This window comes from Streptomyces tailanensis (assembly GCF_008386495.1).
GTDB classification, from domain to species: domain Bacteria; phylum Actinomycetota; class Actinomycetes; order Streptomycetales; family Streptomycetaceae; genus Streptomyces; species Streptomyces tailanensis.
The window spans coordinates 97,790-121,234 of sequence record NZ_VTHJ01000021.1; the positions used below are offsets into that span (position 1 = coordinate 97,790).

At 71.2% G+C, this 23,445-nt stretch carries 23 protein-coding genes and 2 pseudogenes; 12 read left to right on the forward strand and 13 right to left on the reverse strand.

All coding sequences use genetic code 11. The features are described 5' to 3' along the window. The first annotated feature begins 44 nt into the window (after window positions 1–44). The gene (locus F3T56_RS19250; RefSeq protein WP_149826411.1) at window positions 45–1,403 is read left to right on the forward strand and encodes a sensor histidine kinase; all 1,359 of its coding nucleotides are present in this window, start codon (window positions 45–47) and stop codon (window positions 1,401–1,403) included. Beyond that, entirely contained in the window at window positions 1,400–2,086 is a 687-nt protein-coding gene (locus F3T56_RS19255) for a response regulator (protein WP_149826412.1), read from the forward strand. Before F3T56_RS19250 ends, F3T56_RS19255 begins: the two co-directional genes overlap by 4 nt. A gap of 3 nt (window positions 2,087–2,089) precedes the next feature. Here F3T56_RS19255 and F3T56_RS19260 read toward each other — a convergent pair whose 3' ends face one another. Continuing rightward, window positions 2,090–2,299, reverse strand: a complete 210-nt coding sequence (locus tag F3T56_RS19260; protein ID WP_149826413.1) for a DUF397 domain-containing protein — start codon at window positions 2,297–2,299, stop codon at window positions 2,090–2,092. Beyond that, entirely contained in the window at window positions 2,281–3,123 is an 843-nt protein-coding gene (locus F3T56_RS19265) for a helix-turn-helix domain-containing protein (protein ID WP_149826414.1), read from the reverse strand. Before F3T56_RS19265 ends, F3T56_RS19260 begins: the two co-directional genes overlap by 19 nt. 196 nt (window positions 3,124–3,319) lie before the next feature. On the opposite strand from F3T56_RS19265, the gene F3T56_RS19270 reads away from it, so the two are divergent. Both F3T56_RS19270 and F3T56_RS19275 read left to right on the forward strand, forming a co-directional pair. Beyond that, window positions 3,320–3,583, forward strand: a complete 264-nt coding sequence (locus F3T56_RS19270; RefSeq protein ID WP_149826415.1) for a hypothetical protein — start codon at window positions 3,320–3,322, stop codon at window positions 3,581–3,583. Next, the gene (locus F3T56_RS19275; RefSeq protein WP_149826416.1) at window positions 3,580–3,810 is read left to right on the forward strand and encodes a hypothetical protein; all 231 of its coding nucleotides are present in this window, start codon (window positions 3,580–3,582) and stop codon (window positions 3,808–3,810) included. The genes F3T56_RS19270 and F3T56_RS19275 overlap by 4 nt, the downstream gene beginning before the upstream one ends. A 43-nt stretch (window positions 3,811–3,853) precedes the next feature. Here F3T56_RS19275 and F3T56_RS19280 read toward each other — a convergent pair whose 3' ends face one another. The 8 genes and pseudogenes from F3T56_RS19280 to F3T56_RS19315 form a co-directional block, all read right to left on the reverse strand. Then, window positions 3,854–5,536, reverse strand: a complete 1,683-nt coding sequence (locus F3T56_RS19280; protein WP_149826417.1) for an SWIM zinc finger family protein — start codon at window positions 5,534–5,536, stop codon at window positions 3,854–3,856. A 17-nt stretch (window positions 5,537–5,553) separates the two neighbouring features. Then, window positions 5,554–6,936, reverse strand: a complete 1,383-nt coding sequence (locus F3T56_RS19285; RefSeq protein ID WP_149826418.1) for a TIGR02679 family protein — start codon at window positions 6,934–6,936, stop codon at window positions 5,554–5,556. Next, window positions 6,933–11,147: a TIGR02680 family protein gene (locus F3T56_RS19290; RefSeq protein ID WP_149826419.1), complete on the reverse strand. Its 4,215-nt coding sequence runs from the start codon at window positions 11,145–11,147 to the stop codon at window positions 6,933–6,935. Before F3T56_RS19290 ends, F3T56_RS19285 begins: the two co-directional genes overlap by 4 nt. Then, window positions 11,144–12,535: a TIGR02678 family protein gene (locus tag F3T56_RS19295; protein WP_149826420.1), complete on the reverse strand. Its 1,392-nt coding sequence runs from the start codon at window positions 12,533–12,535 to the stop codon at window positions 11,144–11,146. Before F3T56_RS19295 ends, F3T56_RS19290 begins: the two co-directional genes overlap by 4 nt. Next, the gene (locus F3T56_RS19300) at window positions 12,535–14,205 is read right to left on the reverse strand and encodes a TIGR02677 family protein (protein WP_246203698.1); all 1,671 of its coding nucleotides are present in this window, start codon (window positions 14,203–14,205) and stop codon (window positions 12,535–12,537) included. Before F3T56_RS19300 ends, F3T56_RS19295 begins: the two co-directional genes overlap by 1 nt. Window positions 14,206–14,309: 104 nt before the next feature. Further along, window positions 14,310–14,450, reverse strand: a pseudogene (locus tag F3T56_RS50105) (DUF6177 family protein); the annotation flags it as partial. Between the two features lie 137 nt (window positions 14,451–14,587). After that, window positions 14,588–15,223: a DUF6177 family protein gene (locus F3T56_RS19310; protein WP_425473590.1), complete on the reverse strand. Its 636-nt coding sequence runs from the start codon at window positions 15,221–15,223 to the stop codon at window positions 14,588–14,590. A 16-nt stretch (window positions 15,224–15,239) separates the two neighbouring features. After that, complete coding sequence (locus F3T56_RS19315; protein ID WP_246203699.1) at window positions 15,240–16,004, reverse strand: helix-turn-helix domain-containing protein; 765 nt, start codon at window positions 16,002–16,004, stop codon at window positions 15,240–15,242. Window positions 16,005–16,214: 210 nt separating this feature from the next. Here F3T56_RS19315 and F3T56_RS19320 point away from each other — a divergent pair, with 210 nt between their 5' ends. Both F3T56_RS19320 and F3T56_RS19325 read left to right on the forward strand, forming a co-directional pair. Next, the gene (locus tag F3T56_RS19320; RefSeq protein ID WP_149826425.1) at window positions 16,215–16,586 is read left to right on the forward strand and encodes a VOC family protein; all 372 of its coding nucleotides are present in this window, start codon (window positions 16,215–16,217) and stop codon (window positions 16,584–16,586) included. Window positions 16,587–16,613: 27 nt separating this feature from the next. Further along, a complete protein-coding gene (locus tag F3T56_RS19325) occupies window positions 16,614–17,030 on the forward strand; it encodes an SRPBCC family protein (RefSeq protein ID WP_149826426.1) in 417 nt (138 codons plus the stop codon). Between the two features lie 235 nt (window positions 17,031–17,265). On the opposite strand, the gene F3T56_RS46245 is transcribed toward F3T56_RS19325, so the two are convergent. Next, a complete protein-coding gene (locus F3T56_RS46245) occupies window positions 17,266–17,616 on the reverse strand; it encodes a hypothetical protein (RefSeq protein WP_172639021.1) in 351 nt (116 codons plus the stop codon). Between the two features lie 301 nt (window positions 17,617–17,917). On the opposite strand from F3T56_RS46245, the gene F3T56_RS19335 reads away from it, so the two are divergent. The 3 genes from F3T56_RS19335 (at window position 17,918) to F3T56_RS19345 (ending at window position 20,523) form a co-directional block, all read left to right on the forward strand. Beyond that, window positions 17,918–18,673: an FHA domain-containing protein gene (locus tag F3T56_RS19335; RefSeq protein WP_149826427.1), complete on the forward strand. Its 756-nt coding sequence runs from the start codon at window positions 17,918–17,920 to the stop codon at window positions 18,671–18,673. Next, a complete protein-coding gene (locus F3T56_RS19340; protein WP_149826428.1) occupies window positions 18,670–20,007 on the forward strand; it encodes a serine/threonine-protein kinase in 1,338 nt (445 codons plus the stop codon). The genes F3T56_RS19335 and F3T56_RS19340 overlap by 4 nt, the downstream gene beginning before the upstream one ends. 114 nt (window positions 20,008–20,121) lie before the next feature. Next, on the forward strand, window positions 20,122–20,523 hold the full coding sequence (locus tag F3T56_RS19345; RefSeq protein WP_149826429.1) for a hypothetical protein: 402 nt from the start codon (window positions 20,122–20,124) through the stop codon (window positions 20,521–20,523). 271 nt (window positions 20,524–20,794) lie between these two features. Here the strand turns inward: F3T56_RS19345 and F3T56_RS19350 are convergent, their stop codons facing one another. After that, a complete protein-coding gene (locus F3T56_RS19350) occupies window positions 20,795–21,373 on the reverse strand; it encodes a TetR/AcrR family transcriptional regulator (RefSeq protein WP_149826430.1) in 579 nt (192 codons plus the stop codon). A gap of 91 nt (window positions 21,374–21,464) precedes the next feature. Here F3T56_RS19350 and F3T56_RS19355 point away from each other — a divergent pair, with 91 nt between their 5' ends. Then, window positions 21,465–21,911, forward strand: a complete 447-nt coding sequence (locus F3T56_RS19355) for an anthrone oxygenase family protein (RefSeq protein WP_149826431.1) — start codon at window positions 21,465–21,467, stop codon at window positions 21,909–21,911. A 216-nt stretch (window positions 21,912–22,127) separates the two neighbouring features. Here F3T56_RS19355 and F3T56_RS47950 read toward each other — a convergent pair. Beyond that, window positions 22,128–22,241, reverse strand: a pseudogene (locus F3T56_RS47950) (ATP-binding protein); the annotation flags it as partial. Between the two features lie 319 nt (window positions 22,242–22,560). On the opposite strand from F3T56_RS47950, the gene F3T56_RS19365 reads away from it, so the two are divergent. Together F3T56_RS19365 and F3T56_RS19370 are read left to right on the forward strand one after the other, a co-directional pair. Continuing rightward, window positions 22,561–23,121, forward strand: coding sequence for a DUF5994 family protein (locus F3T56_RS19365; protein ID WP_149826432.1), 561 nt, complete (start codon window positions 22,561–22,563; stop codon window positions 23,119–23,121). Between the two features lie 4 nt (window positions 23,122–23,125). Further along, window positions 23,126–23,350 carry a hypothetical protein gene (locus F3T56_RS19370; protein WP_149826433.1) on the forward strand — a complete coding sequence of 75 codons (225 nt, stop codon included), beginning with the start codon at window positions 23,126–23,128 and terminating at the stop codon, window positions 23,348–23,350. Window positions 23,351–23,445: the final 95 nt, after the last annotated feature.

The following is a 23,445-nucleotide window of genomic DNA, read 5'->3' on the forward strand; positions in this document are numbered from 1 at the left end:
TCATCCCTGCGATGTAGGCGGGGGATGTACGGGGTGCGGTGGGAATGACCGCCGGGACGGACTCCGTGGGCCCGCGTGGCGGCGACAATGAACCGGTGACGGACGTACGTACGACGCCGGCGCGGCTGCGGGAAGCCGCCCGCCGGACGTTCCGCGACGCCGGGCATCCGAGCGGTCCACCGCTGCGGCCCACCCGGCGCGCCTGGCAGTTCGACGCGCTGGTGGCACTGGCGCTCGGAATCGCCACCGTCCACTACGGCATCGACAACGTCGATGTCGTAGTGGTGCGTGAGATCGCACCCGGCGTGCAGCACGTCATGCCACGCCCGTCCGGCCCCGGCGGCCTGGCCTTCATGGTGACCCTCGCGGTCATCGCCTCGGGTGCCCTGGCGCTGCGCCGCCGCTACCCGCTCGCCGTGCTGTGCGTCGTGACGGCCGCGACACTGGCGACGCCGCAGAACGTCCTGCGGCTGACCTTCTACGCGTTCGTCATCGCCGTCTACAGCGCCGCCGTGTACAGCCCGTACCGGGTGGCGACCCTGGCGGCGCTGCCGGTGTCGGTCGTCCTGGTCGGCACCTCGGGGAACTCGGTGACACCGATCATCCCCAACGAATACGTCGTCCTGCTGATCCTGGTCCCGATGGCCGTGGCCGCCGTGGGCCTGCGTACCTGGAAACTCCGGACCGACGAGGGCCGCGCCCGGCTCTCCGCCCTGGAACGCGAACAGGCCGAGGCGCTGCGCCGGGCCGTCGAGCACGAGCGGGCCAGGATCGCCCGCGAACTGCACGACGTCGTCACGCACAACGTCAGCGTGATGATCATCCAGGCGGGTGCCGCCCGCAAGATCATGAAGACCTCCCCCGAGCAGGCCGGCGAGGCGCTGCTCGCCGTCGAGGCGGGTGGGCGGGCGGCCATGACCGAGCTGCGCCACGTCATGGGACTGCTCACCATGTCCGACGAGGGCGAGGGCACGGACGGGAGTGCGGACCTGGCCGATACGGCGGCGGAGCTGGCCCCGCAGCCCGGCCTGGACCAGCTGGAAACGCTGGTCGGACGGGTCCGGGACACCGGACTGCCCGTCGACCTGACCGTGACCGGCCCGCCGCGTCCCCTCCCGCCCGGCCTGGAACTCGCCGCCTACCGCGTGGTCCAGGAAGCCCTGACCAACACCGTGAAGCACGCGTCCGGCGCCACCGCCGCCGTGACCGTCGAATACGGCCCGGAACGGCTCCGGGTGGAGGTCACCGACACCGGTGGGCAACCGGGCGCGGCCGCCGGAAGCGGCCGGGGCCTGATCGGCCTGCGCGAGCGCCTCGCCGTCTACGACGGAACCCTGAACACCGGCCGACGCCTGACCGGCGGCTACCGTGTGGAGGCCCTGATCCCCTTGGAGGCACCGTGACCGAGCCGCTGCGTGTGCTCCTCGCCGACGACCAGACCCTGGTCCGCACCGGATTCCGGTTGATCCTCGGCGCGGACGGCATCGACGTCGTCGCCGAGGCGACCAACGGAACCGAAGCGGTCGAAGCGGTCCGCCGCACCCGTCCCGACGTGGTCCTGATGGACGTACGGATGCCCGAGATGGACGGCCTGGAGGCCACCCGCCGCATCCTCGCCGGCGCCCCCGGCGAACCCCGCGTCATCATCCTGACGACCTTCGACCTCGACCGATACGTCTACGCGGCGCTGTCCGCCGGGGCCAGTGGCTTCCTCCTCAAGGACGTCACCCCCGAGCAACTGACCGCGGCCGTCCGCACGGTCCGTACCGGCGACGCTCTCCTCGCGCCCGCCATCACCCGCCGCCTCGTGCAGAGGTTCACCCAGCGCGGCAGCGACACCGCCGCCCTCCACCGCGACCTCGCCTCGCTCACCCCGCGCGAACTGGAGGTCCTCGGCCTGCTGGCCCGAGGGCTGAGCAACGCCGAACTCGCCACCCGACTCCACCTGGCCGAGGCGACCGTCAAGACCCACGTCGCCCGCATCCTCGCCAAGCTCGGACTCCGTGACCGTGTCCAGGCCGTCATCGTCGCCTACGAGACAGGGCTGGTCAGCGCCGGCGAACACGAGGCCGCCGAGCGGACGTAGAGGTCAGTCGCCCAACTGCCCGCCCCTGACGGCCGAGACGAAGGAGGCCCAGCCGGTGGTCGGGAACACGAGCACCGGGCCGTGCGGGACCTTGCTGTCGCGTACCGGGATGATGGCGGCGAAGTCGTCGGAGACCTCGACGCAGGCACCACCGTCCGAGTTGCTGTACGAACTCTTGCGCCACGTCACGACGCTCAGGTCGATGGATCGCACGGTACTTCCTCCAACATGCGCAGGACGAACTTCCGCGACTCGGCCGGGGACAGCGCCAGGTCACGAACTGCATCGTAAGCACCTTGCAGCTTCTCAACCGCCGCACTGTCTTCGATGAGGTCGCCGCAGTGTGCGTTCTCCGTATATGCCACCGTACGTCCCTGCGGCAGACGCAGGAACCACACATCGGTGCTATCAAGCCCATACGGGCCAGCGCTGAACGGCAGCACCTGAACGGCAAGGTTGGGGCGCTCCGCCATATCGGACAGATACTCCAACTGCCCCCGCCACTCACGTGTGTTCAGCAGCGCCGTACGCAGGACCGCCTCGGAAACAATGGTCCGGAAGCGGGGCGAATCCTCCCCCTCCAACAACTCCCGCCGCCCCATCCGAGCCTCGACCTGCTGCTCAAGTTCCTTCCCCTTGAGCCCTCCCGCCGCCAACACCTCCCGCGCATACCCCGGCGTCTGCAACAACCCCGGCAGCACACTCACCGCGAAGTGCCACAGGCTCACCGCCTCCGCCTCCAGCGCCATGTACCGCCGGTACCGCTCCCGGAACTGCGTATGGTCCCCGGCGGCCAGCTCCCACAACGCCAGCAGCAGCCCCGGCGTCCCGTAGTGCTGGTCGAGGGCCTGGACGACCTCCGGGCTGCCCAGCGTCTCGCCCTTCTCCATCTTTCCGAACAACGACCAGTCCCAGCCCAGCCGTTCGCCGAGCGCCCGCAGGCTCGTACCGCTCGCGGCGCGCAACGTCCGCAGCTCCTCGGCAAAGCGCTGACGGGGTTCCTGGCTGCGGCCGGTGATGACGCGTCGCTGCGGCATACCGCTCCCTCCGGGACGTTCGCATGACCGATGTGGAACGTGTGGAACGACCTCCGCGCGACGGGGAAGCACAGCCCCGTCCACAGCCAGGTCGCCCATATCCGGACGCATCCTGGTAACGTCCGGACTACGCAGCGTAATTCAGCCAGCGCAACCGGGTCATGGAATCAGCGAAACCGCACCGACAAGGATCCACATGACCCCCACGCCTCACACCTCCCACGCCCCCCACACCCCCAAGATCCAGGAAGCCCTCGACGCCCGGGACGCCCTCGCCACCGCCCTCTCCCGGGCCGGCATCCAACTCCCCGCGATGGACGTCCGCACTCCCTGGGCCGACGACCACGAGGAGAACGACCACAACAGCGAAGCCCGGTACGCCCTCGTCCACCTCGGCGTCTGCTCCGCCCCCGTCGCCCTCCTGCTCGCGGACGTGATCACGAAGGGAGCCGCCGGATGACGGACGACGCCGACGGCACCCCCACCGTCGGCGACACCGTCCACGACACCGCCCGCGACCGCATCGGGCAGGTCATGGGACACGAAGGCCCGTACGTCCAACTCCGTCCACTCTCAGGCGGACGCGAATGGGACGCCGACCCGAAACGCCTCCGCCCCCTCACCCCGTCCGAGCTGCTCAGCGCCCTCGTCGCCGAAGCGAACGCCCGCAGCAGACAGCCGAGATGACAGCCGAGATGACTTCATGGACGGAACCACGCCCGGCCCCGGCTCACAGACCGTGCTCGGCCATCAGGCGCATCAGGTTCCGCTTGCGTTTCTGGGAGGTGCGCAGGGTGGTGACGTACGCCGTGAACGCGTCCGGGGTGTTCAGGCGGCGGTGGCAGTCGCGGATGCTCAGGACGAGGGCGACGAGTTGCTCGTAGATCTCGTTTCCGGTGTCCTTGGTGAGGGGCTCGGCCAGGCGAAGGTAGACGTCGAGTGCGTCGGCGGGGCGGTCGGCGCGGATCCGGTCGGCGAGGGTGAGCCACTGGCTGTCGTGGGCGCCGGTTTCGGTGGCGGCCTGCCAGGCGGCTGTTGTGTCCTTGTCGTCCAGCAAGGCGTCGACCAGGACCCAGCCGCTGTACCCGTACCGGTCCTGTCGCCGTCGCTCCGCGTCGGCACGTAGCAGAGTCAGCGCTCTCTCGCGCTCGGCCGGCCAGCAGTCGGCGGCCCGTGCGGCGGCGCGGAGTTGCTGGTATGTGAGGAGGGAGCGGCGGGCGGTGAAGTGGTCGCGGCGCAGGGCGACGGCATCGGGGAGTCTGGCCGCCTGTGCGTAGCGTTCGCAGAGGTGGTCGACGAGGGCGGTGTCTACGGCGGAGAGGTCCTCGGCTTCCCGGATGCCTCGCTCCGCCCAGCTCAGGGCCTCGTCGGGGCGTCGGGCGGTGTCCAGTTCGCGGGCGATGAGCAGGTGTGTGTGGCCGTTCGGTGTGAGGTCGGCCGCGTGCACGGCGATCACCGTGTCGATGTCGCCTGCCGTCTTGGCCAGGCGTTCCATCAAGTACTTCTCGGCCCATCCTGTGCGGTTTCCCCGCCATGCCTCGACCACCAGCTTCCGCAGGGCGGTCATGCCCGCATCGCCGAGGACGTCCTGGTAGTCGAGCGGGTCGATGTCGGTGAGGCCGTCGTCGTAATCGCCGAGCGCGTGGTCGATCAGCCAGCGCGCCAGCTCCTCCGGATCCGGACGTGCCGCACGGCATGCTTCGAGGTGGGCGGCGGCGAGATCGGCACCCACCTGTCCGAGCCATCCGTCGGAGTCGTCGACGGTCTCCACGGCCTCGGCCAGCAACCGCATGGCCTCGCGTGTCAGCTCGATCGCGTCGGCGGGCCGACCGGAGCCGGTGAGCGCCCCGATCGCGGACGCCGCCTGCCCGGCCTGGTCGGCGTAGGCGCGGGCGTCGGCGTACTCGACGTAGCCGTATCGCGCGAACGGGCGTACGTCGAGCAGCTCACGGACGCTCGCGCGGACACCGGAGAGGTCTCCGCGGGCGCCCGCCGCCCGCAGCTCCAGGCGACGCCTCAACCGCCGGTCCTCGTCCACCTGTTCCCTCAGCAGGGCGAGCAACTCGTCCTTGGACAGGGCCGACAGCCATGTGTCGAGATCCTGTGCTCGGTCCCGGGCCGCCTTTCGCTGCCGCGGCAGGCTCTCCCGCTGGGCGAGTACGGTCAGGCCGAGGGCCACCAGGTGTTTGCAGAAGTTGCCTTCCATTCCGTACGGGCAGTCGCACTCACCGGCCGGCCCGTCGGGTCCGTCCAGGGTCAGCTCCACCTCGTATCGCTCCGTGCCGTGGACGCTCGCGGTCACCCAACCGTCGCCGACCTCGACTCCGGATACGGCATCGAGGTAGCCGAGCGCACGTTCGTAGGAGCGAGCGCCGGCCAGCTTCTTGAGGTTCGCCTCGGTGAGGTTGTCCATGGTCCTTCCTCCCTGGCTCACGCCAGGTCTTCCAAGAGGAGGTCCAGCGCCGCCTCCTCGTGCAGCGCCACCCCCAACGCCTCCATGGTCGGGGCCAGTTCAGCGTCCCACGTCGCCTCGACCGGTGTGCCGACGAGTGGAAGCGGTGGCATGCCTCGCAGTTCGGTGCGTGCCGCCAGGTACTCGTAGTCCGGGGCAGTCATGCGCCACGGCTCCGCCGCGTATCGTCCCATGACGCGGTTGGCGAGGGTGATGCCCGGCCAGTCGAAGTCGCCGTGGTAGGCGAAGGTGCAGTCGGTCGCGGCCAGGGTGTCCAGGAGGGTGAGGACGACCGTCGTCGCGCTGCCCGAGGTGCAGATCAGCGGCGTGGTGCAGCCGGAGTCCGCCGCGGCCTCCACGACGCGCGGGTTCTCGCAGACGTGGATGCGGGTGTGTGAGGGCAACTTCAGGTGGAGGGTGCGCAGTTCGCGCAGGGTCAGGTGGGTCTCCTGGTGGTGGTCCGCGCGTTCGCGCAGGGCCGTCTCCTGCCAGGTGGTGCCGGTCGGGCGCAGGCCGTACGTCAGGACCGTGCTGGAGACCTCGTCCGGTGTGACCGAGGCCCGGCGCCACAGGGCGCGGCGGGCCGGTGCGTCGGTCGGGAAGTCGACGCCCTGGGCCAGCGCGATGCCCCTCAGGACCAGGCGGGCCAGCAGGGTGCCGTCGTCCAGGCCGTGGGCCGAGCCCGTGGTGCGGGTGGCCAGTTCGCCTCGGCCCCAGGGGGTGGGGGTGGGGCCCGTTCCGGGGTGGAGGGTCGCGAGGGTCTGGATGGCCTGGGTGAGGGTGGTGAGCGCGGTGGTGGGTGGGTGGCGGGTGAGTGTGCCGGACCGTCGTATGTCCGTCAGCCAGTCGTGGGTCCAGGGCTGGTCGGCCAGGGGCGTGGCTGTCAGGGTCGCTTCCGCCGTGGACCAGAGACGGGTGCGTTCGGCCGCCGCCGCGTCGCGGGCCGCTCGCCGGTCGGTCAGGGGTGGGCCCAGTGCCGTCAGTGTGGCGGCCAGCCCTCGGTCGGCCGCGCTGGCGCGCAGGCGGGTGTCCAGGTCGGGCAGGCGGATCGTGGTGGAGGGGCCGGTGACCGGCTTGGCCAGGAGGAGGGACAGGGCTTCGCGTTCCTGTGGGTCGAGGTGCTGGAGGCGGATCGTGCCGGTGGGTTGGAGGCCGTTTCGTTCGAGGCGGGTGCGCGCCGCCGCCCAGAGACGGCTCAGGCCGGGCCGGGACAGGAACGCCAACGCCTCGGGGTCGAGGGGCGGGTCGGGGTCGAGGGGCGGGTCGGCGTCGACGGGCGGGTCGGCGTCGACGGGCGGGTCGTACGCCGCTCGCCCGTTCGCCACACCCACGCCCTCGTCCCCCGCTCGCACGCTCGTCATACCGACACCAGCCTCCGCTGCCGCCCGTTCCACGTGTAGTGCAGCGTCGCCACACCCCGTACGTGGGGATCGCGCAGGCACTCGTAGATGTGCAGGGACGGTACGTCGGGCCAGTTGCCGATGAGGCGTTCGCTGGTGAGGACGAAGTCGAGGTCCAGGTCGACCAGGATGCGGCCGAGGCGGGCGTGGGTGGGCTCGTCGACCTTGGCGAAGGCGTCGTCCAGGAGGATGAGGCGGGGTGCGTGCGGGGCGGACTCGGCGAGGCTCGTGAAGTGGGCCGCCGACGCGGCGAAGAGGACCAGGTAGGAGAGCACGCGCTGCTCGCCCTGGCTCATTCCCGTGCGGCCGGAGAGTTTGCGGCGGCTTCCCGGTGCCGCGTCGCTGACCACCCAGGGCGTGAAGGTGAACCAGTCGCGGTAGTCGAGGGCCGTACGCAGGTGGGACGCGTAGCCCGCGACCGGGTCGGCGCGGCGGGCGTCCTCGATACGGCGCTGGAGGACGTCGCGGAGCTGTTCGGACTGCTCACGGGTGCGCAGGCCGGAGGGGCTCCGCAGCAGGTCCACGGCCGCCTTGACGTCGGCCTCCACGCCGTCCGCCAGCTTCCAGTCGAGGGTGACGCCCAGGCCGTGTGACGTACGGACCGTGGACAGCGTGGCGTTGAGGGCGGCCACCAGGGCGCCCGCGGCCAGGACCTGGGAGGAGAGGTGGTCGCCCAGTTCTCCGGTCAGGAAGCGCTGGAAGACGTCCCGCTCGCGTTCCGTCAGCCGGTCCCGGGCCTCGGCCGCCTGGGCCGCGATGCGCATGCCGACCTGGGCGATGTCGTGCGGGCCGTGGTCGTCGACGAGTCGGCAGAGCTTGATGCCGTCGTGTTCCTCGATCGTCGCGTCGTAGCCGCCGGAAAGCTGGTCGCGCAGCTCGGTGTGACGGTTGAGGAGGGTGGTGTCCGAGATGTCGCGGCGTTCGGCGTCCAGACGGCGGCGTACGGCGTCGACCAGCACGCGCAGTGCCCGGATGCGCTCACGGGCGTCGCCGTGGATCGGGTCCGGGGACATCGGCGCCTCTCCGTCGTGAGCATCGTGATCGTCCTCATCGGCCTCCAGGCCCGCTCCCTGCAACACCCCCGGCAGCGACAAGGCCATACGCAGGCGCCTGCCCCGCTCCAGCGCCTCCGCCTCCTGCACGGCCAGTGCCTCGCGCCGCCCCTTCTCGTCCTCCTCCGCGCGTACCCGCTCGTCGTGCAGGTCCGCCATGTCCTGCCGTATACGCGGGAGTTGGCGCCCCACTGCGTCCAGGCGGCGCTTCGCCTCGGCCTCGCGGGCGAGGATCTCCTGCTCCGTGGCGCCCAGCGCCTCCTCCAACGCCTGGACGGTACGGCGGGCGGCGTCCAGACGGTCGAGTGCCTCGGCGTAGTCGGACTCGGCGTCCCGGCGGGCCGCCGCGGCACGCTCGTAGTCCGTACGGCCGACGCCGTGGCCGTCGGCGGCTGCCACGACCGCGCGGATCCGTCGCCGCAGCTGTTCCGTGCCCTGGGCCAGCCCTCTGAGCGCGAGGCGGACCGTGTCGAGCGCCGTCGGGTCGGCGGGAAGGCCGTGAGCACTGGCCGTCGCCTCGGTCTCCCGTCTGGCGGCGACGGCACGGGTTCGCGCCTGTTCCGCGTCCCGGGCAGCCGCCCCGGCCTGGCCGACGAGGGACTCGGCGGCGCGCTCCGCCTCGGCGGTACGGGCCCACGCGTCGGTCAGTCCCCGTGCGGTGGGCGGTCGGCGCAGGGCGTCGGTGACCTGGTCCCGGTGCTCGGTCAGCACCCGCAGACTGTGCCCGATCCGCGCCGACTCGTCCTCCACCGCGGCCAGTCGACCGTCCAGTTCGGCCAGCATCCGGCGACGGGTCTCCGCGCGCACCTCCGCGCCGACGTACTCGGCGGCCGGCTTGGTGTGCCGCCCGCGCGCGATGCCGAGCTTCCAGGAGCCGTCGGCGCCGATGGCGGTGTGCGGTCCGTCCGCCGCCGGCGTACCGGCCGTCCCCACCGCGTCCAGAGCCACCGCCTCCAGCACGCGCTGGATCCGCTCGATCCCCACCCCGCTGTCCGGCGCGTCAACCGGCCGCAGCACCCGCGCGAGCGTCGGCTCGGCCGCTGATGCCCCCGGATCCGGGACCAGGAGGGTGTCCAGGGTGGCCGGGTCCAGCACCGTGCCGTCGGCCTGGACCCAGGCGTCGAGCAGACCACTCGCCTCCAGCGCGGCCTCCAGCCCGGCCCGTACCGCAGGTTCAAGCCCATCGGCGAAGTCCACCAGGCGGTAGAGGGGTGCTCCGGTGCCGGGTGTGCGGGGAGCCGCACGGTGGGGCGGGGGCGGCGGTTCGGGGTCGGTACGGCGTTCCCACTGCTCGCGCTCGCGCCGGAGGCGGTCCCGTTCGGCGTTCAGTTCGCGGAGGGTCACGGCCTGGGCGTCGCGTTGCTCGCCCAGCTCGGCGAGCCACGGGTCGACGGCCGACCGCGCCGCGTCGGCCACGTCATCGGGGGTACGGGCGGGTAGCGGACCGTCCGCGGGGTCGTGGGCGACCAGGGCGTCCACGGCGTCCAGGGGCAGTCCGGTGAGGTTCCGCAGCCGCTCGGTCCAGGCGCGGGCCGAGTCGGCGTATGCGACCCCCTCGCGCGCGGCATCCTGCCGTCGCCGCTCGACCCGGGAACGCGCCCGATCCGCCTGCTCCTCCAGCCGCTCACGGGCGGCGTCGGCCTCCCGCGCCTCCCGCTGGGCCCGGTCGGACTTGCCGATGAGCGCGCCGAGTTCGGTGACGGACCGGGAACGGTTCCTGATCACCGGCTGTGCGGCGTCGAGCTGGGCGTCCCACGCGTGCAGGGCGGTCGCGCATGCCTCGGTGTCCACCGCCAGCGCCTGGCTGTGCCGTACGAGGTGGAAGTCGCCCTCCGGGGCGGTCAGTTCGGCCGTCGTCGCGGGCGCCACCGGCCCGGCGTGGGTCGCCACGGGCTCGCCCAGGTGCACGGGGTCGAGCCGGGAGCGCTCCGCCTCCCGTACCAACTCCCCGTGCGCTGTGCTCAGTTCGACCAGCTCAGCGCCGAGCCGCCCCGCCTCGGCGGTGAGGCGCTGTCCCGCCTCCTCCTGGTGGGTATGCGCCTGGCGCAGGGACTTGAAGGCGGTGGTGGCCGCACCGTGCAGGGCGGTGACGGTGGCGCGTTTCTCGCCGAGCTCCTTCAGACCGCGATATCCGGCGCTGGCGTGCAGTGCGGCCAGGTCCGTCTCGGCGGCGGTCTTCTCGCCCTCAAGTGCTTCGATACGGCCGTCGAGTTCCGCCTCGCGCTCACGAAGTACCTCCGCTCTCCGTGCCGCGTCACCCGCGGACCTGCGGTACTCCGCGAGTTGCTCCAGTTCACCGCCCGTCTCGGCCGCGCGGTGACGCAGCGCCCCGTGCAGATAGCCGCGGTAGCCGGTGAGGAAGGTGCGCAGCGCCTGGTCCGTCCGCTCCAGGCGTCCGAGATCGGCCCGTACGGCGTCGAGGTCGTCGAGGTTACGGGCCACCTTGTCGACGATCTCGTCATCGAGGGCGGGCAGTGTCTCGGCGAGTACCGAGACCAGACCGCCGGAGTCGATGCGGTCGCCGATCGTGGGGCGGCGCAGCCGGTGGAGGAGGTGGAGCAGGTTGCGGTAGCGGGCGGGGTCGGTCAGGCCGAACAGTTCACGGGCGACCCGGGCCCGGTGTTCCACGGCACGGTCGGTGACGTTCTCCGGGCCGACGAGCGACTTGAGCTGGTCGACCGGGAGCGGCTGGCCGGCGGGGGCGAGGTGCAGGTCCTCGCCGACCCGGAGCGGGGTGGTGAAGAAGAACGGCTTGGCCGTCTTGGTCGACTGGGACGCGCGGATGGCCGCGCCGAGGGTGAGGTGCCGGTCGGTGCCCTCCTCGTCGGTGCGCGCGAACTCCACCCACAGATAGCCCAGCCGGTTGGTCTGCTCGAAGCCGTCGAGCATCAGCCACAGGAGGGTGGTGCGCCCGGTTCCCGTGGCGTCCAGCGCACGGGCGTCACCGTCGAGAAGGTAGGGCAGCAGCATCTCCAGAGCCTTGGACTTGCCCGCGCCGTTCTTGCCTCGCAGCAGCAGCCGGCCGTCGCCGAAGGCGAACTCCTGCTCGTCGTACTGCCAGACATTGCGGATGCCGGCACGGTGCAGGCGGTAGCGGTGCGGGGACGGCGGGCGGTTCACCGGGGCTCCTTGGAGAGGTCGTTCCCTACGGACGCTGGGGACGCTGCGGACTGGTCGATACGGCGTGACTTGACCGCCACGGTGGTGACGTACCGGGCGGCCGCGGCAAGCAGAACCCAGCCGGCTCCGGTCGTACGGTCCTGACCGCGCGCCCCACCGGTCGTACGGTCCTGACCGCGCGCTCCCGACACATCGGTGACGGAGCGGCCGTCGCCCGTCGACTCCTCGTACCCCTCCGGCAGCCCGTACCCCTCCGCGCGTACCGGTCCTCCCGCCGGCGCCACGAGACGCATCCGTACGAGGAGGTCGAGGACGGCGGCGAGGAATCCGGCCCGGTCCGCCAGATGGCCACGCTGCCAGTTGCTGCGCCTGCCGTACTCCTCGATGAGTTCGTCGAGCAGTTCGGGCAGCAGCCCGTCCGGGACGGGTACGCCGATGACGAGCCGCCCGCCGGTCGCCGGATGGCCAGGGTCCTCGGGGCGCAGTCGTACGACCAGCCGCTCCACGAGGAGCAGCGCGGCCTGGGCGACCGTGCCGGTGCCGGGCAGGTGCAGGTCGGTGAGGTCGCCGTCCGGGTCGACGAGGGCGATGCCCTCGGCCCGGATCTCGGCCTCCAGACCGAGCAGTTCGGAGAACGCCTGGGCCTCGCGCCGCTGCCGGGTGCGCAGCCATTCGCGTTCGGCGTCCGTGAGGTCGTCGAGGTGGACGACGGGGGTTTCGACGAGGCGCCTGCGGACGTACGTACGTGGCCCGCCGAATCCGGGGTCGGCGGCCCGGCGTACGAGGTCGGCGCCGTCGCGGCTCTGGGCGAGCGGGCCGGCGACGACGGCCCGCGCGATCTCGCGGTCCACGGTCAGCAGTGCCTCACCGGCCCGCTCCTCGGCGACGGCGGAGACCTGGCCCTCGGTCTCGACCAGGACGCCCCAGTCGACGAGTTGCCGCAGCGCGGCGGCGAGCGTGCGCCGCTCGGCCTGCCGCCCGGTGTCGGCGATCTCGATCCCGGCGTCGACGGCCGCGGCCCGCAGATCGGCGACGAGCTGGGAGAGCAGGAGCTGTTCCGGGGCGGTGACGAGGACCGAGAGGGCGAGGGCGAGGTAGGAGTACGTACGTGGCGTGAACGGCGTCCCGGTGGAGGGCCGTTCGAGGCGGTGTCCCGAACCCGGGCCGAGGCCCGCCTTGAACAGACGGGCGTATGTGGCCTCCACCAGGAGGCGGTAGCCGAACACCTGTTGGAAGCGTGGGGCGAGCCAGTCGGCGTGGCGGCGGATCAGCGGGAAGGTGTCGCTGTGCGGCCCGGTGCTGGTGACCAGGGGGTGGGCGAGCAGCAGCCGGGCGGCGGCGCGGCGCTCGGCCGCGAGCGCGACGTCGTGCGCGGAGGGCAGGGCCATCAGGCGGTCGCCTCCCCCGGTACCGGCCTGGACGCGTTCTGGCCGACCAGGCTCTCACCTGCCAGGCTCTCGACCGGGCCGGCCAGGCTCTTCACCTCGAACGAAAGGTCGTCGACCGTCATGTCCCCGTCCTCGGAACGCAGGACTGTGTGACGCCCGAGGGTGCGCCGAGCCGTCAGCCGCACACCCAGATCCGGGTCACTCACCTGCGCGCCGTCGAACAGAAAGTCGCCGGCGTCCTTGTGCAACCGGGCGTTGCCGAGGGCGGTGGTCAGGAGTTCCAGCAGCAGTCGCATCGCGGGAGCGCTGAGCCTCACCTGCGTGAAGTTGCCCGATGCGCTGAGCAGTTCGTCGGCCGCCGCCTGCCGGGCCTCGGCCTGCCGCCGCGCCTGCTCCATGAGGCGGCGCTTCTGCTCGGAGTGGTCCTCGGCGGACGCGGAGCGCCCGCGCGGAGCCCTGCTGCCGCGCTCGCGCAGCGCCACCGGCACATCCACCACAGGTCCGTTCCACCAGCTCACGTACGCCGGTACGGACTGGTCCGGATCCGGTGCCACGCCCAGGTGCCGTGCCCCGTAGAGCCCGAACGCGGCGACCGCGATGTCGTGGGCCTCCTCCGGTTCCGCCGCGTCGAACCAGGCCGCCAGCCGCAGCAGATCCTTGCGGCGGGACATCTCCCCGGAGGCCGAGCGCAGCATCCGCTTGGCGTTGGCGAGGAGCGACTGCAGGGCGCGGAGGGTGGCGTCCCGGAGCTGGTCCACCTGGCTGCCGTGCTGGTGTCCACCGGTGTCGGTGAACCAGTCGCGCAACCCCTCCCAGTCCGCGAGATCCCGCCCCCGGCTGCGCTGCACCCGTGTCTCGGGCAGTCCGTCGGCGAGCACCCCGATGCCCGCCGTGTGCGCGTCGATCCGGGCGAGCAGTGCGGGCAAGTGCGGCCATACGGCGTCCAGGTGCGCGGCGATACGCGGGGCCCGGAAGGAGATGTCCTCGGTGATCGCCTCCACATAGTCGAGCAGCAGTTCCTTGAACCCCTGGTACTCGGCACCGTCGAGGTCGTAGCGCGCGAGCACCTGGCCCAGGTACGCGTAGAAGTCCCGTACGGACTCGGCGAATTCGGCGAACTGCACGAAGAGCGTGCTGATCCGCTCCAGCGCCGCTTGAGGATCCGCCCCGCCGGGCGCGCCGACCATGGCGGCGATCTCGTTCAGCCCCCGGTCGACGAGAGTGAGCAGCTCACTGCTGACCTCCCGCGCGGCGTCCGCCCCGGCCAGCACCTCGTCCGCGTCCCGCTGCACCCGCTCCCCCAGCTTGGACAGCTGGTAACGGGACCGGGAACGCTGGTACTCGGCGATGCTGGCCGCCGTGACGGTGTGCGTGCTGCGCAGCAGATTGCCCCACCGCACAAGCTGTTCGAGCCGCACGGTGAGTGTCTCAGCGTCGAGCGCCGCCCCTGGGCTGCCCGGATCGCCCCTCCGCGCCAACTTGTCGAGCACATCCGGTACGGCCAGATCCGCGAGCAGCGTCCCGCAGAACACCCGCATCACCGCCACATACTCCAGCCGCTCGGGCGCACTGAGGTAGGCGTACGCACTCAGCCGCTGCCAGACCTCGGTACCGCGCCCCCGATCAGGCAGTCCTTCGCTCGGTTCCTCGTACAGCTCGTCCCCCTCCACACCCCCGAGCGTACGGACCCCCACTGACACTCCGAAGGCGGCCGGGAAATTCGGCGGGCTTCAGCGGTGGCGAAGCGAAGGGCCACACGCACGGTGTGTGGACCCAGGACCGGTGCCTCGACGGAGACCAGGGGGCGGCCGGTGCGGCTGCACAACTGAAGGACGGCACCCTCGCCGCTGACGGTCAGCCCCAACTCGGGCCCACCGGCGAAGAGGCCAGCGAGCAGAGAGCGCGTGTCCGGCATCTTCGGGGTGAAGGCGATGACGTCGCGGAGCGGCCTGGGGCGAGATTCGTGCTGCTGTCGCTGCCTCGACGTGGCGGAGCACCGCGTGAACCCTTCCCGGGATCGCGCGACCCTCCTGTCATCCACCGGCGCCAGGCCTACCCGGGTGGTTCGGTGTCCGCCGCGTTCGACGGCTTCGGTACGACACCCGGCAGCGGGGCCACCACCCAGTGCTCGTCCTCCCAGGTGATCGTCTCGGTGAGGCGGACGGGCCTGTCCTCGGCACGTGCGGTGCCGGTCAGGTCCACGCTCCACACACCCTCGAACTCCGAGGTGCGGCTCCATCGGACATCCCAGTCCTGACCCCCGTACGCCTTGCCTCGGGCGCGGGCGTCCTTGTCGGTCCAGTACTCGCGGTGCCACGTGAGGGCTTCCGCCAAGGCGGTGTTGAGGGTGACGTCCTGCGCGACACCGGCCGTCGTACGCGCCGCGCGGAGGGTGGCGATGGCCGGGTGGTCCGGGCTACCGACCGCGATCAGCTGCGTCGGTGCGCGAGCACGGTCGCGGGGGGCGGCTTCCAGGCCGCGGCCGAGGATCAGGTCGGCGTCGGGGGCGTGAACCGTGCGGAACGTGATGGCGAGTTGGCGTTCCGGGCTGGGGTCGGTCCACTGGGTGAACACGCTGGCGACCGTCGTACTGGTCGGGGTGAACGTCCCCTGCTGCCAGGTGAGGGGGACGCCGGACAAGCCGTTGCTCTGACCTGCACCAGCTCTTCGGCCTTCAGCAAGGACCATGCTCCAGGTACGCGGGTCACTGTGCAGGGGTGAGCAGACGGCGAAGGGCCGTCGGTGTGCGGCCGAGGTATTGGCGCATCGTGCGGGTGAGGTGGGCCTGGTCGGCGTAGCCGAGGTCGGCGGCGAGGGTGCTGAGGCTGTTCTCGCCGGCCTCCAGGCGGTCGAGGGCCCTGCCGATGCGGACGCGCTGGCGGTAGTGGGTCACTGTCACGCCGAGTTCGCGTGGGAAGGCCCGGCTCAGGCGGTAGGGGGAGACGCCGAGCAGTTTGGCGAGCGAGAACAGCGTGTCCGACGAGGGGTGGGCTTCGATGATCGCCTCGCGGGCGGCCGCGATGAGGGGCCGGTCGCGCCCGGAGGGCGTGGGAGCGAGCGGGGTCGATCCGGTCGCGGTGCGGCCGATGGCGGTCGACAGGAGGGCCAGCAGTTCCTCGGAGAGCGCGTAGTCGACGTCTCCGGAGCGTGCGGCGGCGAGCAGGCGGCGGTGGGCAAGGTCGAGGTGCGGATCGACGTAGACGGCCTGGACGGCCGGTACTTCGGCGTCTCCGGCGAGGGAGCGCCACAGCTTCGGTGCCACGCTGATGGACGTGCAGACGTCGCCGCCGGTGGGATGGGCGAAGCTCTCCTCTTCACCCGGTGCGCCCACGTAGGCGAGGGTCGCGTCGATGTCGGCTGGGATGCCTGCCGCTTTCCGACGGAACCGCCCGCGGCGCACGAGCACCACGCGGTAGTCGGCACGCACCTCCGGCGCCGACCAGCGGGCGTGGTCGGAACGGCAGGTCACCGCGCTGATGCTGAAGTCTGGGCGGCTGGCAACGGAAATGGCTGTGAGCACCCGTCACACGCTACGTGGGAGGTCTGACAACCGCGCCCCACTGCAAGGATCTTCAAGACCGGGGCCCACAGCCGGGAGGACGCTTGCAGAGTGCGAGGGCCTCCGCGCTCCCCGTACGCCGCTGCGTTCATCCCCTACCGATTCCCAGGAGTCATCGGCATGTCTGTTCTGAAGCAGCTCAGCACGGTCGTCGTCGACTGCGCCGACCCGGCCGCGCTCGCCGCGTTCTACCAGAAGGCCACCGGGTGGGAGATCACCCACAGCGACCAGGACTTCGCCTCCCTGGGCAGTGGCACCCCCGTCCAGCTCGCCTTCGTCCGCGTCGAGGGCTACGAGGTGCCGAACTGGCCCGAAGGCACGAAGTACATGCACCTCGACTTCACCGTCGCCGACTTGGACGCCGCGGCCGAGGAACTGCTCGACCTGGGTGCGTCCCGGCCCGATTTCCAGCCGGGCGAGGGCCAGTGGATCGTCCTCACCGACCCCGAGGGCCACCCGTTCTGCCTTGCCGCCGCCCCGGCCGGCGACTGACCGCTCCACCCCAGAAGGGACAGATCCATGGCATCCATCCACCGCGAAGTGCTGATCGACGACACCCCCGCCAACGTGTGGGCGGCGGTCCGTGACTTCGGAGAGGTCCACCACCGCCTCGCACCGGGGTACGTCACCGACACCCGCGTCGACGGCGACATCAGGACCGTCACCTTCGCCAACGGCGCCGTGGTGCGCGAACTTGTCGTCGACATCGACGATGAGACCCGGCGCATCGCCTACGCAGTGGTCGGCGGCTCCCTGGAACCCACACACCACCACGCTTCCATGCAGGTGCTCGCCCGGGAGGAGAACCGCAGCCTCTTCGTCTGGATCACCGATGTGAAGCCGGACAGCCTCGGTGCGCCCATCGCCGAAATGGTCGATCAGGGACTCCGCGTCATCAAGCACACGCTGGACCGCGAGGCCATTCCGATCGGCTGACCAGCGACCCCCGGCCAGGACAAGCGGGCAGCGAGGGCCTGGTGGGCTCTGGGCCCACTGGCCGTCGCCTGCAAGGCGTTCGACGCGGACATCCCGGTCTGCGTTTGGTGCCGGCCTCGCTCACCGCGATGGACCTCAGCTACTCCATCGTGCCGTGATTGCACCATCGGCGGGCCGTGGTTCCCCTATGCCTGTCCCTGTGGAATGGCACGGGCGGAACCTACGCCTCGGCGCCTTACCAAGGTGTGATCCCCGCCTGCCGCTGCTGCCGCACACGCCGCCTCATGGCCGCAGCGGGGATGGCGACCGCGAGCAGGACGGGGATCGCGGCGGCGATCCCGAACCAGAGAAAGATGGCGAGGTAACCGTAGGCAGCGTTGTCCACGTCCGCATCCGCCACTGCAAGGAGGACAATGCTCGCCACGAACGCAACCCCCATGAGGACCGCGATGATGATTGCGAGCCAGCCGAGAATGCCGGCCCGTCGCCGGTAGCCGGCGCTGACGTCCTGGGCTTGCGGTGGCACGTACGCCCTGGGCACACCGGGCATCTGGGCCGGGCGAGGGGCTGGTTGCTGGTCGGACATGGGCCCAGTTCTACTGTGCGCGCCCCCGGAACACCACCCTCACCGCCGCAGCGCTCAGCCTGCGCACCTCCGCTCAGGCAGCCGCCGAGCCCGAGGAACTGCAGTTGGTCTCGCCTCACCCACATCAAGGAGGTTCAGATGCTCGAAGATGTGCTGATCGCCGTGTTTCTCGGCCAGCCACCAGCGAACGACTCGCCATGCTCCCCGAAAGCTTCGCAATCGTTCACCAACGCCCCTTACCCTGCCGGTCGTTGCCTGGGGAACAGTGGATTCCCTGGTATCGGGGGAGGGGGACGACTCCATGTACAGCGTCATCGTGGTGCCGCCGTCGTGTGGCAGCGTGGACGGACAGATCAGAATCGCCACCGGGGAGCGGATCGCGTTCGGGCGGGCGGCTACGGACGACGGGCTGACCATCGCGCATGAGGGGGTGCCCCGGGTCGCCGGTGAGATCACGGCGCACCGGAACTTCTGGCTGTTGAGCAACTTCAGCGAGGACCAGACGTACGTCGTGGAGAACCCGGAGGGCGCGGGGGAACACATCAAGGTCGTGCCGGGGCGCATGGACGCGCCCGTACCGTTCGAGTTCTCGCGCGTGGTGCTGCCCGCCGCCGGCGACCTGCTCACCTTCGACGTCTGGGCGCCGCGCCATGTCTTCCGCAGCATCGAACGGCACGGGCTCTCCGGAGCGGCCACGGTCCCGGCGTTCGCTCTGGACCGCACCAAGCGGTACTTCGCGGTCCTCGCCGCCCTGTGCGAGCCCCGGCTGCGCGGTGAGTCACGGGCTCCGCTGCCCGCCGTCGAGCAGTTGGTGGAGCGGCTGCGTCCGACCTGGCCGACGGTCAGCCGTTCCGCGGTCTACTGGAACATCGACTACCTGGCCGTCAAGCTGCGCCTGCGGCCCGGCCCGGACACGGCCGACCCGGGCAGCCCGCGCCTCAACGGCAAGAAGGAGTCCCTCGTCTCCCTCGCCCTCCGCTTCGACCTCGTACGCGAGGACGACCTCACCGCGCTCGCCGCCCCGGCGTCAGCCGCCGCGAGCCGGGTGATCCGGTGACCGGTCAGCCATGCGCGGTCTCCGTGCCGAAGGGCTACCGGGTCGGACCGTGGGAGATTCGCGAACGCCTCGCCTCCGGCGCTTTCGCCACCGTCTACACGGCCCGGCTCGTCGGCGACGCGGAGCCGGACCTGCCCCGTCAGGCGGCGTTGAAGTTCCTGCCCACCGGCACCCGCACCCCGCGCCAGTTGCGTCATCTGCGCGAACTGGCCGAGCGGGAGGTGGAGTTGCTGGGGCGGCTGCGCGCACCCCGGCTGATCCGCATGTACGACACGCTGACGGTGGACGACCCGGACCATCCGGAACTGGACGGCGCCACCGTCCTCGTACTGGAACAGGCCGAAGGCTCCCTGGACGCCTTGCTGGAGCGGACTCCGGCTCCCCACTCCGGTCCCGCGCTCCTGGCCCAGATCTGCGAGGGCCTGCACCAGCTGCACCACGCGGGCTGGGTGCACGGCGACCTGAAACCGGCCAACGTGCTGCTGATGAAGGACGGCACGGTCCGGCTGGCCGACTTCAACCTGGCAGCCGAGATGGAGGGCACCCACGCCTACGCCCCCGCTTTCGCCACCCCGGACTACACGCCCCCGGAACTGCTCTGGTCCGAGATCGACGAGCGGGGTACGCGGATCCGGCCCACCGCCGACATCTGGGCCTTCGGCGTCCTCGCCCATGTCGTCCTGACGGGAGCGTTCCCGCTGCCGGGCGGCGGCACGGAGGCGCGCGCCGACGCGGCGACGCGCTATGCGCGGGGCGCCGAGGAACTGCGCCTGTCCCCCCAACTCCCGGAAGCCTGGCGGGAGATCGTCCGCGACTGCCTGGCTCCCACGCACGAGGAGCGCGCCGCCGACACCGCCGCGCTGCTGCGCCGGGTGGAACAGGCCGCGGGCACCTCGCGCTCGGCCCGGCTGCCCAGGCTGCGGCCCCGGAAGTGGCGGCGCCCCGTCCTGGTGGCCGCGATCGCCGCGGCGTCGCTGGGGGCGGCGACAGTGACGTACACGTACGCGCCGCGGGACGAGACCCCGGCTGCCTCGGCGCCTCCCACCTGCGAGAAGCCCGCGACGTACGAGGACGAGACCCACGGCCGCGGCTATACGGCGGGCTGGAACAACACGTGGGACTTCGCCATCACGCAGGGCGACGGGGGCAGCCAGGTCAGAGAGGCCCAGTGCCTGCTCAAGCATCTGCACGGCATCACCGAAGTCGGCGAGGTGGACGGCGACTTCGGCCCTCTGACTCATGCGGCGGTCGTCACCTTCCAGAAGCGGGCCGGCCTGGCGGCGGACGGCATAGTCGGCCCGAACACGTGGCGTGCGCTGCGCACCAAGGGCTGAGCGGAGGGGCCGACCGGGCCCGGCCCTTCCCCATGCCTCCGGGAACTGCTAGGGATGGAAGGGATGGATCGGGACACATCCCTTCCATACACGGCACGTCAGGACGGGGGCCCTGTGCTGGTCTTGGTCATCCTCTGGATGGTGATCTGCGGCATCGCGGTACTCGTGTCCTATCCCGAGAGCCGCCGTCAACGCCGACTGCGCAAGCACGGACGCGTCATCAAGGCGGTCTGCCGGGAACACCTCAACGCCGAGCCGGACGGCCCGATCCGCGTCCGCTGCGGCTACTGGCCGGACCCGGAGAAGGGAGAGGTCCGCGCCATCGTGCAGACGTACGAGCGCATTCCCCAGGTCGGCGAGGAACTCAGGGTTGTCTACGACCCCGAAGAGCCCCGCCTGGCGGAGAACCTGGACCTCCTGAGCAAGCCCTCGTACGGCCACGGCGACGTCATCGCGCTGGCGATAGTGTCCGGTTACTTCCTCGTCACCGCGGGCTGCGTCGCCGCCTACGGATGACTCACGGGCGCGGCAACGCCCTCGCGGGCGCTGCGACGCGGTCACGGTGCACTGGGGCGTGAACAGGCACCCGGCGGGATCGATCGCACCACAGACCGTTCAGACCCGTAGCGCCTCGCGCGCCGATGAGCACCGCAGTTCCGGGGCGGGTGCCCCGTCGGGGTATGGGGCCTGGTGATCTGCGGCTGCGCCGTGTGGGCGCGAGTGACCGGAAGCGATGCCGCGGGCAGGCAGTGGGGGAGCCCGGCCGTGTGCCCGCCGGGACGGTGCGTCAGAGTATGGCGAGCCGGTCCACCAGCAACTCCGTCCGCCGCTCGGTGTCCTGCGGCGGCAGCCGTCCCGCCCGGGTCAGGGTCGCCAGCCCGTGCAGGGCCGCCCAGAACACCTCGGTGAACAGCCCCGGGTGGACGCCGTCCCCTGCCACCTCGCCGAGACTCTCCAACAGGGCGGCGAAGGCGTCCTTCAGCGGCTCCGGGGTGTCCTCGTTCGCGAACGCCAGGCCGCCGTCGAGCTGGAACATGGCGTCGTAGACCGCCGGGTTGCGTGCGGCGAAGTCGAGGTAGGCACGGGCGAGGGCGGTGACCCGGGTGCGCGGGCCGCCCGCGGCGGAGGTCGCGGCCCGCAGCGCCGCGGCCATCTCGGTGGCGCCTTCGAGGGCGACGGCGCCGATGATCTCTCGCTTGCCGCGGAAGTGGCTGTAGAGGACGGGCTGGCTGTATTCGATGCGCTCGGCGAGTCGGCGGGTGGTGACCGCGTCCCAGCCCTGTTGCTCGGCGAGTTCGCGGGCCGTCGCCAAGATGAGGCGTTCGCGGGCCGCCCGTTCGCGCTCCTTGCGTTCCTGTACCGACATGATTCGATTCTAGCATTGCTAGACAATAGAGCGGCAGCAGCACTAGCGTTGCCTCGTCATCTAGCGGCGCTAGATCCCAGGAGGGGTCATCATGCTCAACGCACTCCAGGTCGTCACCACCGTGGTCGTCGGCGTGATGGTGGGGGTGGAGTTCTCCGTCGCGTTCGTCATCAACCCGATCCTCAACGCACTCCCCGGCGACAGTGGCCAACTCGGCCGCGCCCACGGGGGCCGGATGCTCGGCGCCGTGATGCCGGTCTGGTACATCACCTCGCTCGTCCTCGTCGCGATCTGGGCCATCGCCGGATGGCACCACCACGCCACCGGCCTCGTCGTCACCGCCGGCGCGCTGCTGATCCTCAGCGTGATCATGTCGATCCTGCTGCTCGTCCCGATCAACAACCGGGGCAGGACCTGGACCCCCGACAACCGACCCGCCGACTGGAAGCAGCAGATGAACCGCTGGGACCGCTACCACTACGTCCGCGTCGCCGTCATCATCGCCGCCTTCGCCTGCCTGGCGGCCGCCCTCACCTGAGCCCGCGGGCCGACACCGCGCGGGCGGCGCACAATCCCCACTCCCCTGGCGGCAGCGGGCCGCGGAGACGGCACAAGCCGAGCAGCGCAGAAGGATGGTATTCCCGGAACTTCCGCCGTCCGCCTTCCTGTCACTGGTAGAAGAGCCACACAGCGCGGGCCGTGGGACGCGGCCCGGGTGGGGAGGGGCGGGGGAAATAGGACGCAGGCATCTGGTGACGTGCCCGTGCCGGACGGCGTTCGTCGTCAACTCCGCGACGATCAGCACGATGTCGCCCTGCGCTTCGGTGCCGTAGGGCGTTCCCCACGCGTCCAGCCGGACGGCCGCCAGGCGACGGGCGAGGCGGGCTCCACGGGGTGTGGAGGTGAAGGATCGCCGCGAGAATCCGGTGCCCCGCCGAACGCGGGACCTCGTCCTCTCAGTCGTCCTCTCACCGTGAGTCGTGCGCTGCCGCGCCGGCCGCGCTCGCCGACGGTGCCGGACTCGTTGCCGCTCGATAACGTGCCTGCTCACGAGCGCGCCCCGGGGCCTCGGAGCGGCGTAGAGTGAAGCGAACGGGAGTACTTCGCACACCGGCCGCCACGTCGGTGTCGTTCCCAGCGAGCAAGAACGCCGGCCTCCAGGAGGAGGCCGGGGACAGGTCCGCGTCATGACCGCGACCATCGAACCTACGATCATCAAAGAGCGTCTGCCTTCGGCGTCGGCCAGGCTGTCCCTGGCCCCGACCGGCTCGGTTCCAGGTCTTCTGGACGGTGCCTGGTGGCCCCGCTCCCGTGATCTCCTCCGCGAGATCCCCACTCTGACGAACGCGCTGGACGCGTGCTGGGGCCGGATCACCCACGTCACCGTGAACCCGGCCCAATGGCCCGTCATCCCGCGTAAGGTCCCCGTCACAGGGCACACGGTGCATGTCGGCTGGTTCGCCGACGAGCAGGACCCGAACAAAGTGATCCTCCTCTCCTACACGGTGGGCCGCCTGGACCTGCTGGTGATCCCTCCGGAGACGGAGCCGGCCGCCGCCGCCCGGCTGATGGCAGCAGCAACCGTTCCAGGTGGTATCCGCACCGCCAGCGGTCTGATGGCCGACGAGGCCATCGGCCACGACGCGGCGGAGGCTCGGAGCCGGGAAGGGGAACGGGAGACCGACGGCGGAGCCGCTTCGGCGGCCGGAGCCGCGATCGGGATCCTGAGTTCCGCCCTGAGGAGGTGAGGATGTGGAGACAGCCGTCACCGTCGCCGTGATCATCTTCGCGATCATCGCGGGAGCGTTCCTGATCCACCGGCTCAACGCGCAGCATGACGAAAGGATCGGGGCGTTCCGCTACAGCGACGCCCTACCGGGAATCGGTCGGCGGACCCGTAAGGGCTCACGTGCGACCGCACCGAAGGGCCCTCCTACCGACGCCGCACGCCGTGAGCATCGCGACGGGAGCCGCTGATGACGCAGACCTGCTTCCAGCCGGGGTGGGTCTGGGGCGACGGCCGTCACACCCACCGACACGTCGCGCCTGATGCACGTAGTCCTGTATGAGCA

Coding starts and splice junctions, on each gene's coding strand:
- F3T56_RS19325 (WP_149826426.1), top strand. CDS start 16,614: ATGGCATCCATCCACCGCGAAGTGCTGATCGACGACACCCCCGCCAAC.
- F3T56_RS19275 (WP_149826416.1), top strand. CDS start 3,580: ATGACGGACGACGCCGACGGCACCCCCACCGTCGGCGACACCGTCCAC.
- F3T56_RS19365 (WP_149826432.1), top strand. CDS start 22,561: ATGACCGCGACCATCGAACCTACGATCATCAAAGAGCGTCTGCCTTCG.
- F3T56_RS46245 (WP_172639021.1), bottom strand. CDS start 17,616: ATGTCCGACCAGCAACCAGCCCCTCGCCCGGCCCAGATGCCCGGTGTG.
- F3T56_RS19265 (WP_149826414.1), bottom strand. CDS start 3,123: ATGCCGCAGCGACGCGTCATCACCGGCCGCAGCCAGGAACCCCGTCAG.
- F3T56_RS19270 (WP_149826415.1), top strand. CDS start 3,320: ATGACCCCCACGCCTCACACCTCCCACGCCCCCCACACCCCCAAGATC.
- F3T56_RS19335 (WP_149826427.1), top strand. CDS start 17,918: ATGTACAGCGTCATCGTGGTGCCGCCGTCGTGTGGCAGCGTGGACGGA.
- F3T56_RS19350 (WP_149826430.1), bottom strand. CDS start 21,373: ATGTCGGTACAGGAACGCAAGGAGCGCGAACGGGCGGCCCGCGAACGC.
- F3T56_RS19280 (WP_149826417.1), bottom strand. CDS start 5,536: ATGGACAACCTCACCGAGGCGAACCTCAAGAAGCTGGCCGGCGCTCGC.
- F3T56_RS19285 (WP_149826418.1), bottom strand. CDS start 6,936: ATGACGAGCGTGCGAGCGGGGGACGAGGGCGTGGGTGTGGCGAACGGG.
- F3T56_RS19355 (WP_149826431.1), top strand. CDS start 21,465: ATGCTCAACGCACTCCAGGTCGTCACCACCGTGGTCGTCGGCGTGATG.
- F3T56_RS19250 (WP_149826411.1), top strand. CDS start 45: ATGACCGCCGGGACGGACTCCGTGGGCCCGCGTGGCGGCGACAATGAA.
- F3T56_RS19310 (WP_425473590.1), bottom strand. CDS start 15,223: ATGGTCCTTGCTGAAGGCCGAAGAGCTGGTGCAGGTCAGAGCAACGGC.
- F3T56_RS19320 (WP_149826425.1), top strand. CDS start 16,215: ATGTCTGTTCTGAAGCAGCTCAGCACGGTCGTCGTCGACTGCGCCGAC.
- F3T56_RS19295 (WP_149826420.1), bottom strand. CDS start 12,535: ATGGCCCTGCCCTCCGCGCACGACGTCGCGCTCGCGGCCGAGCGCCGC.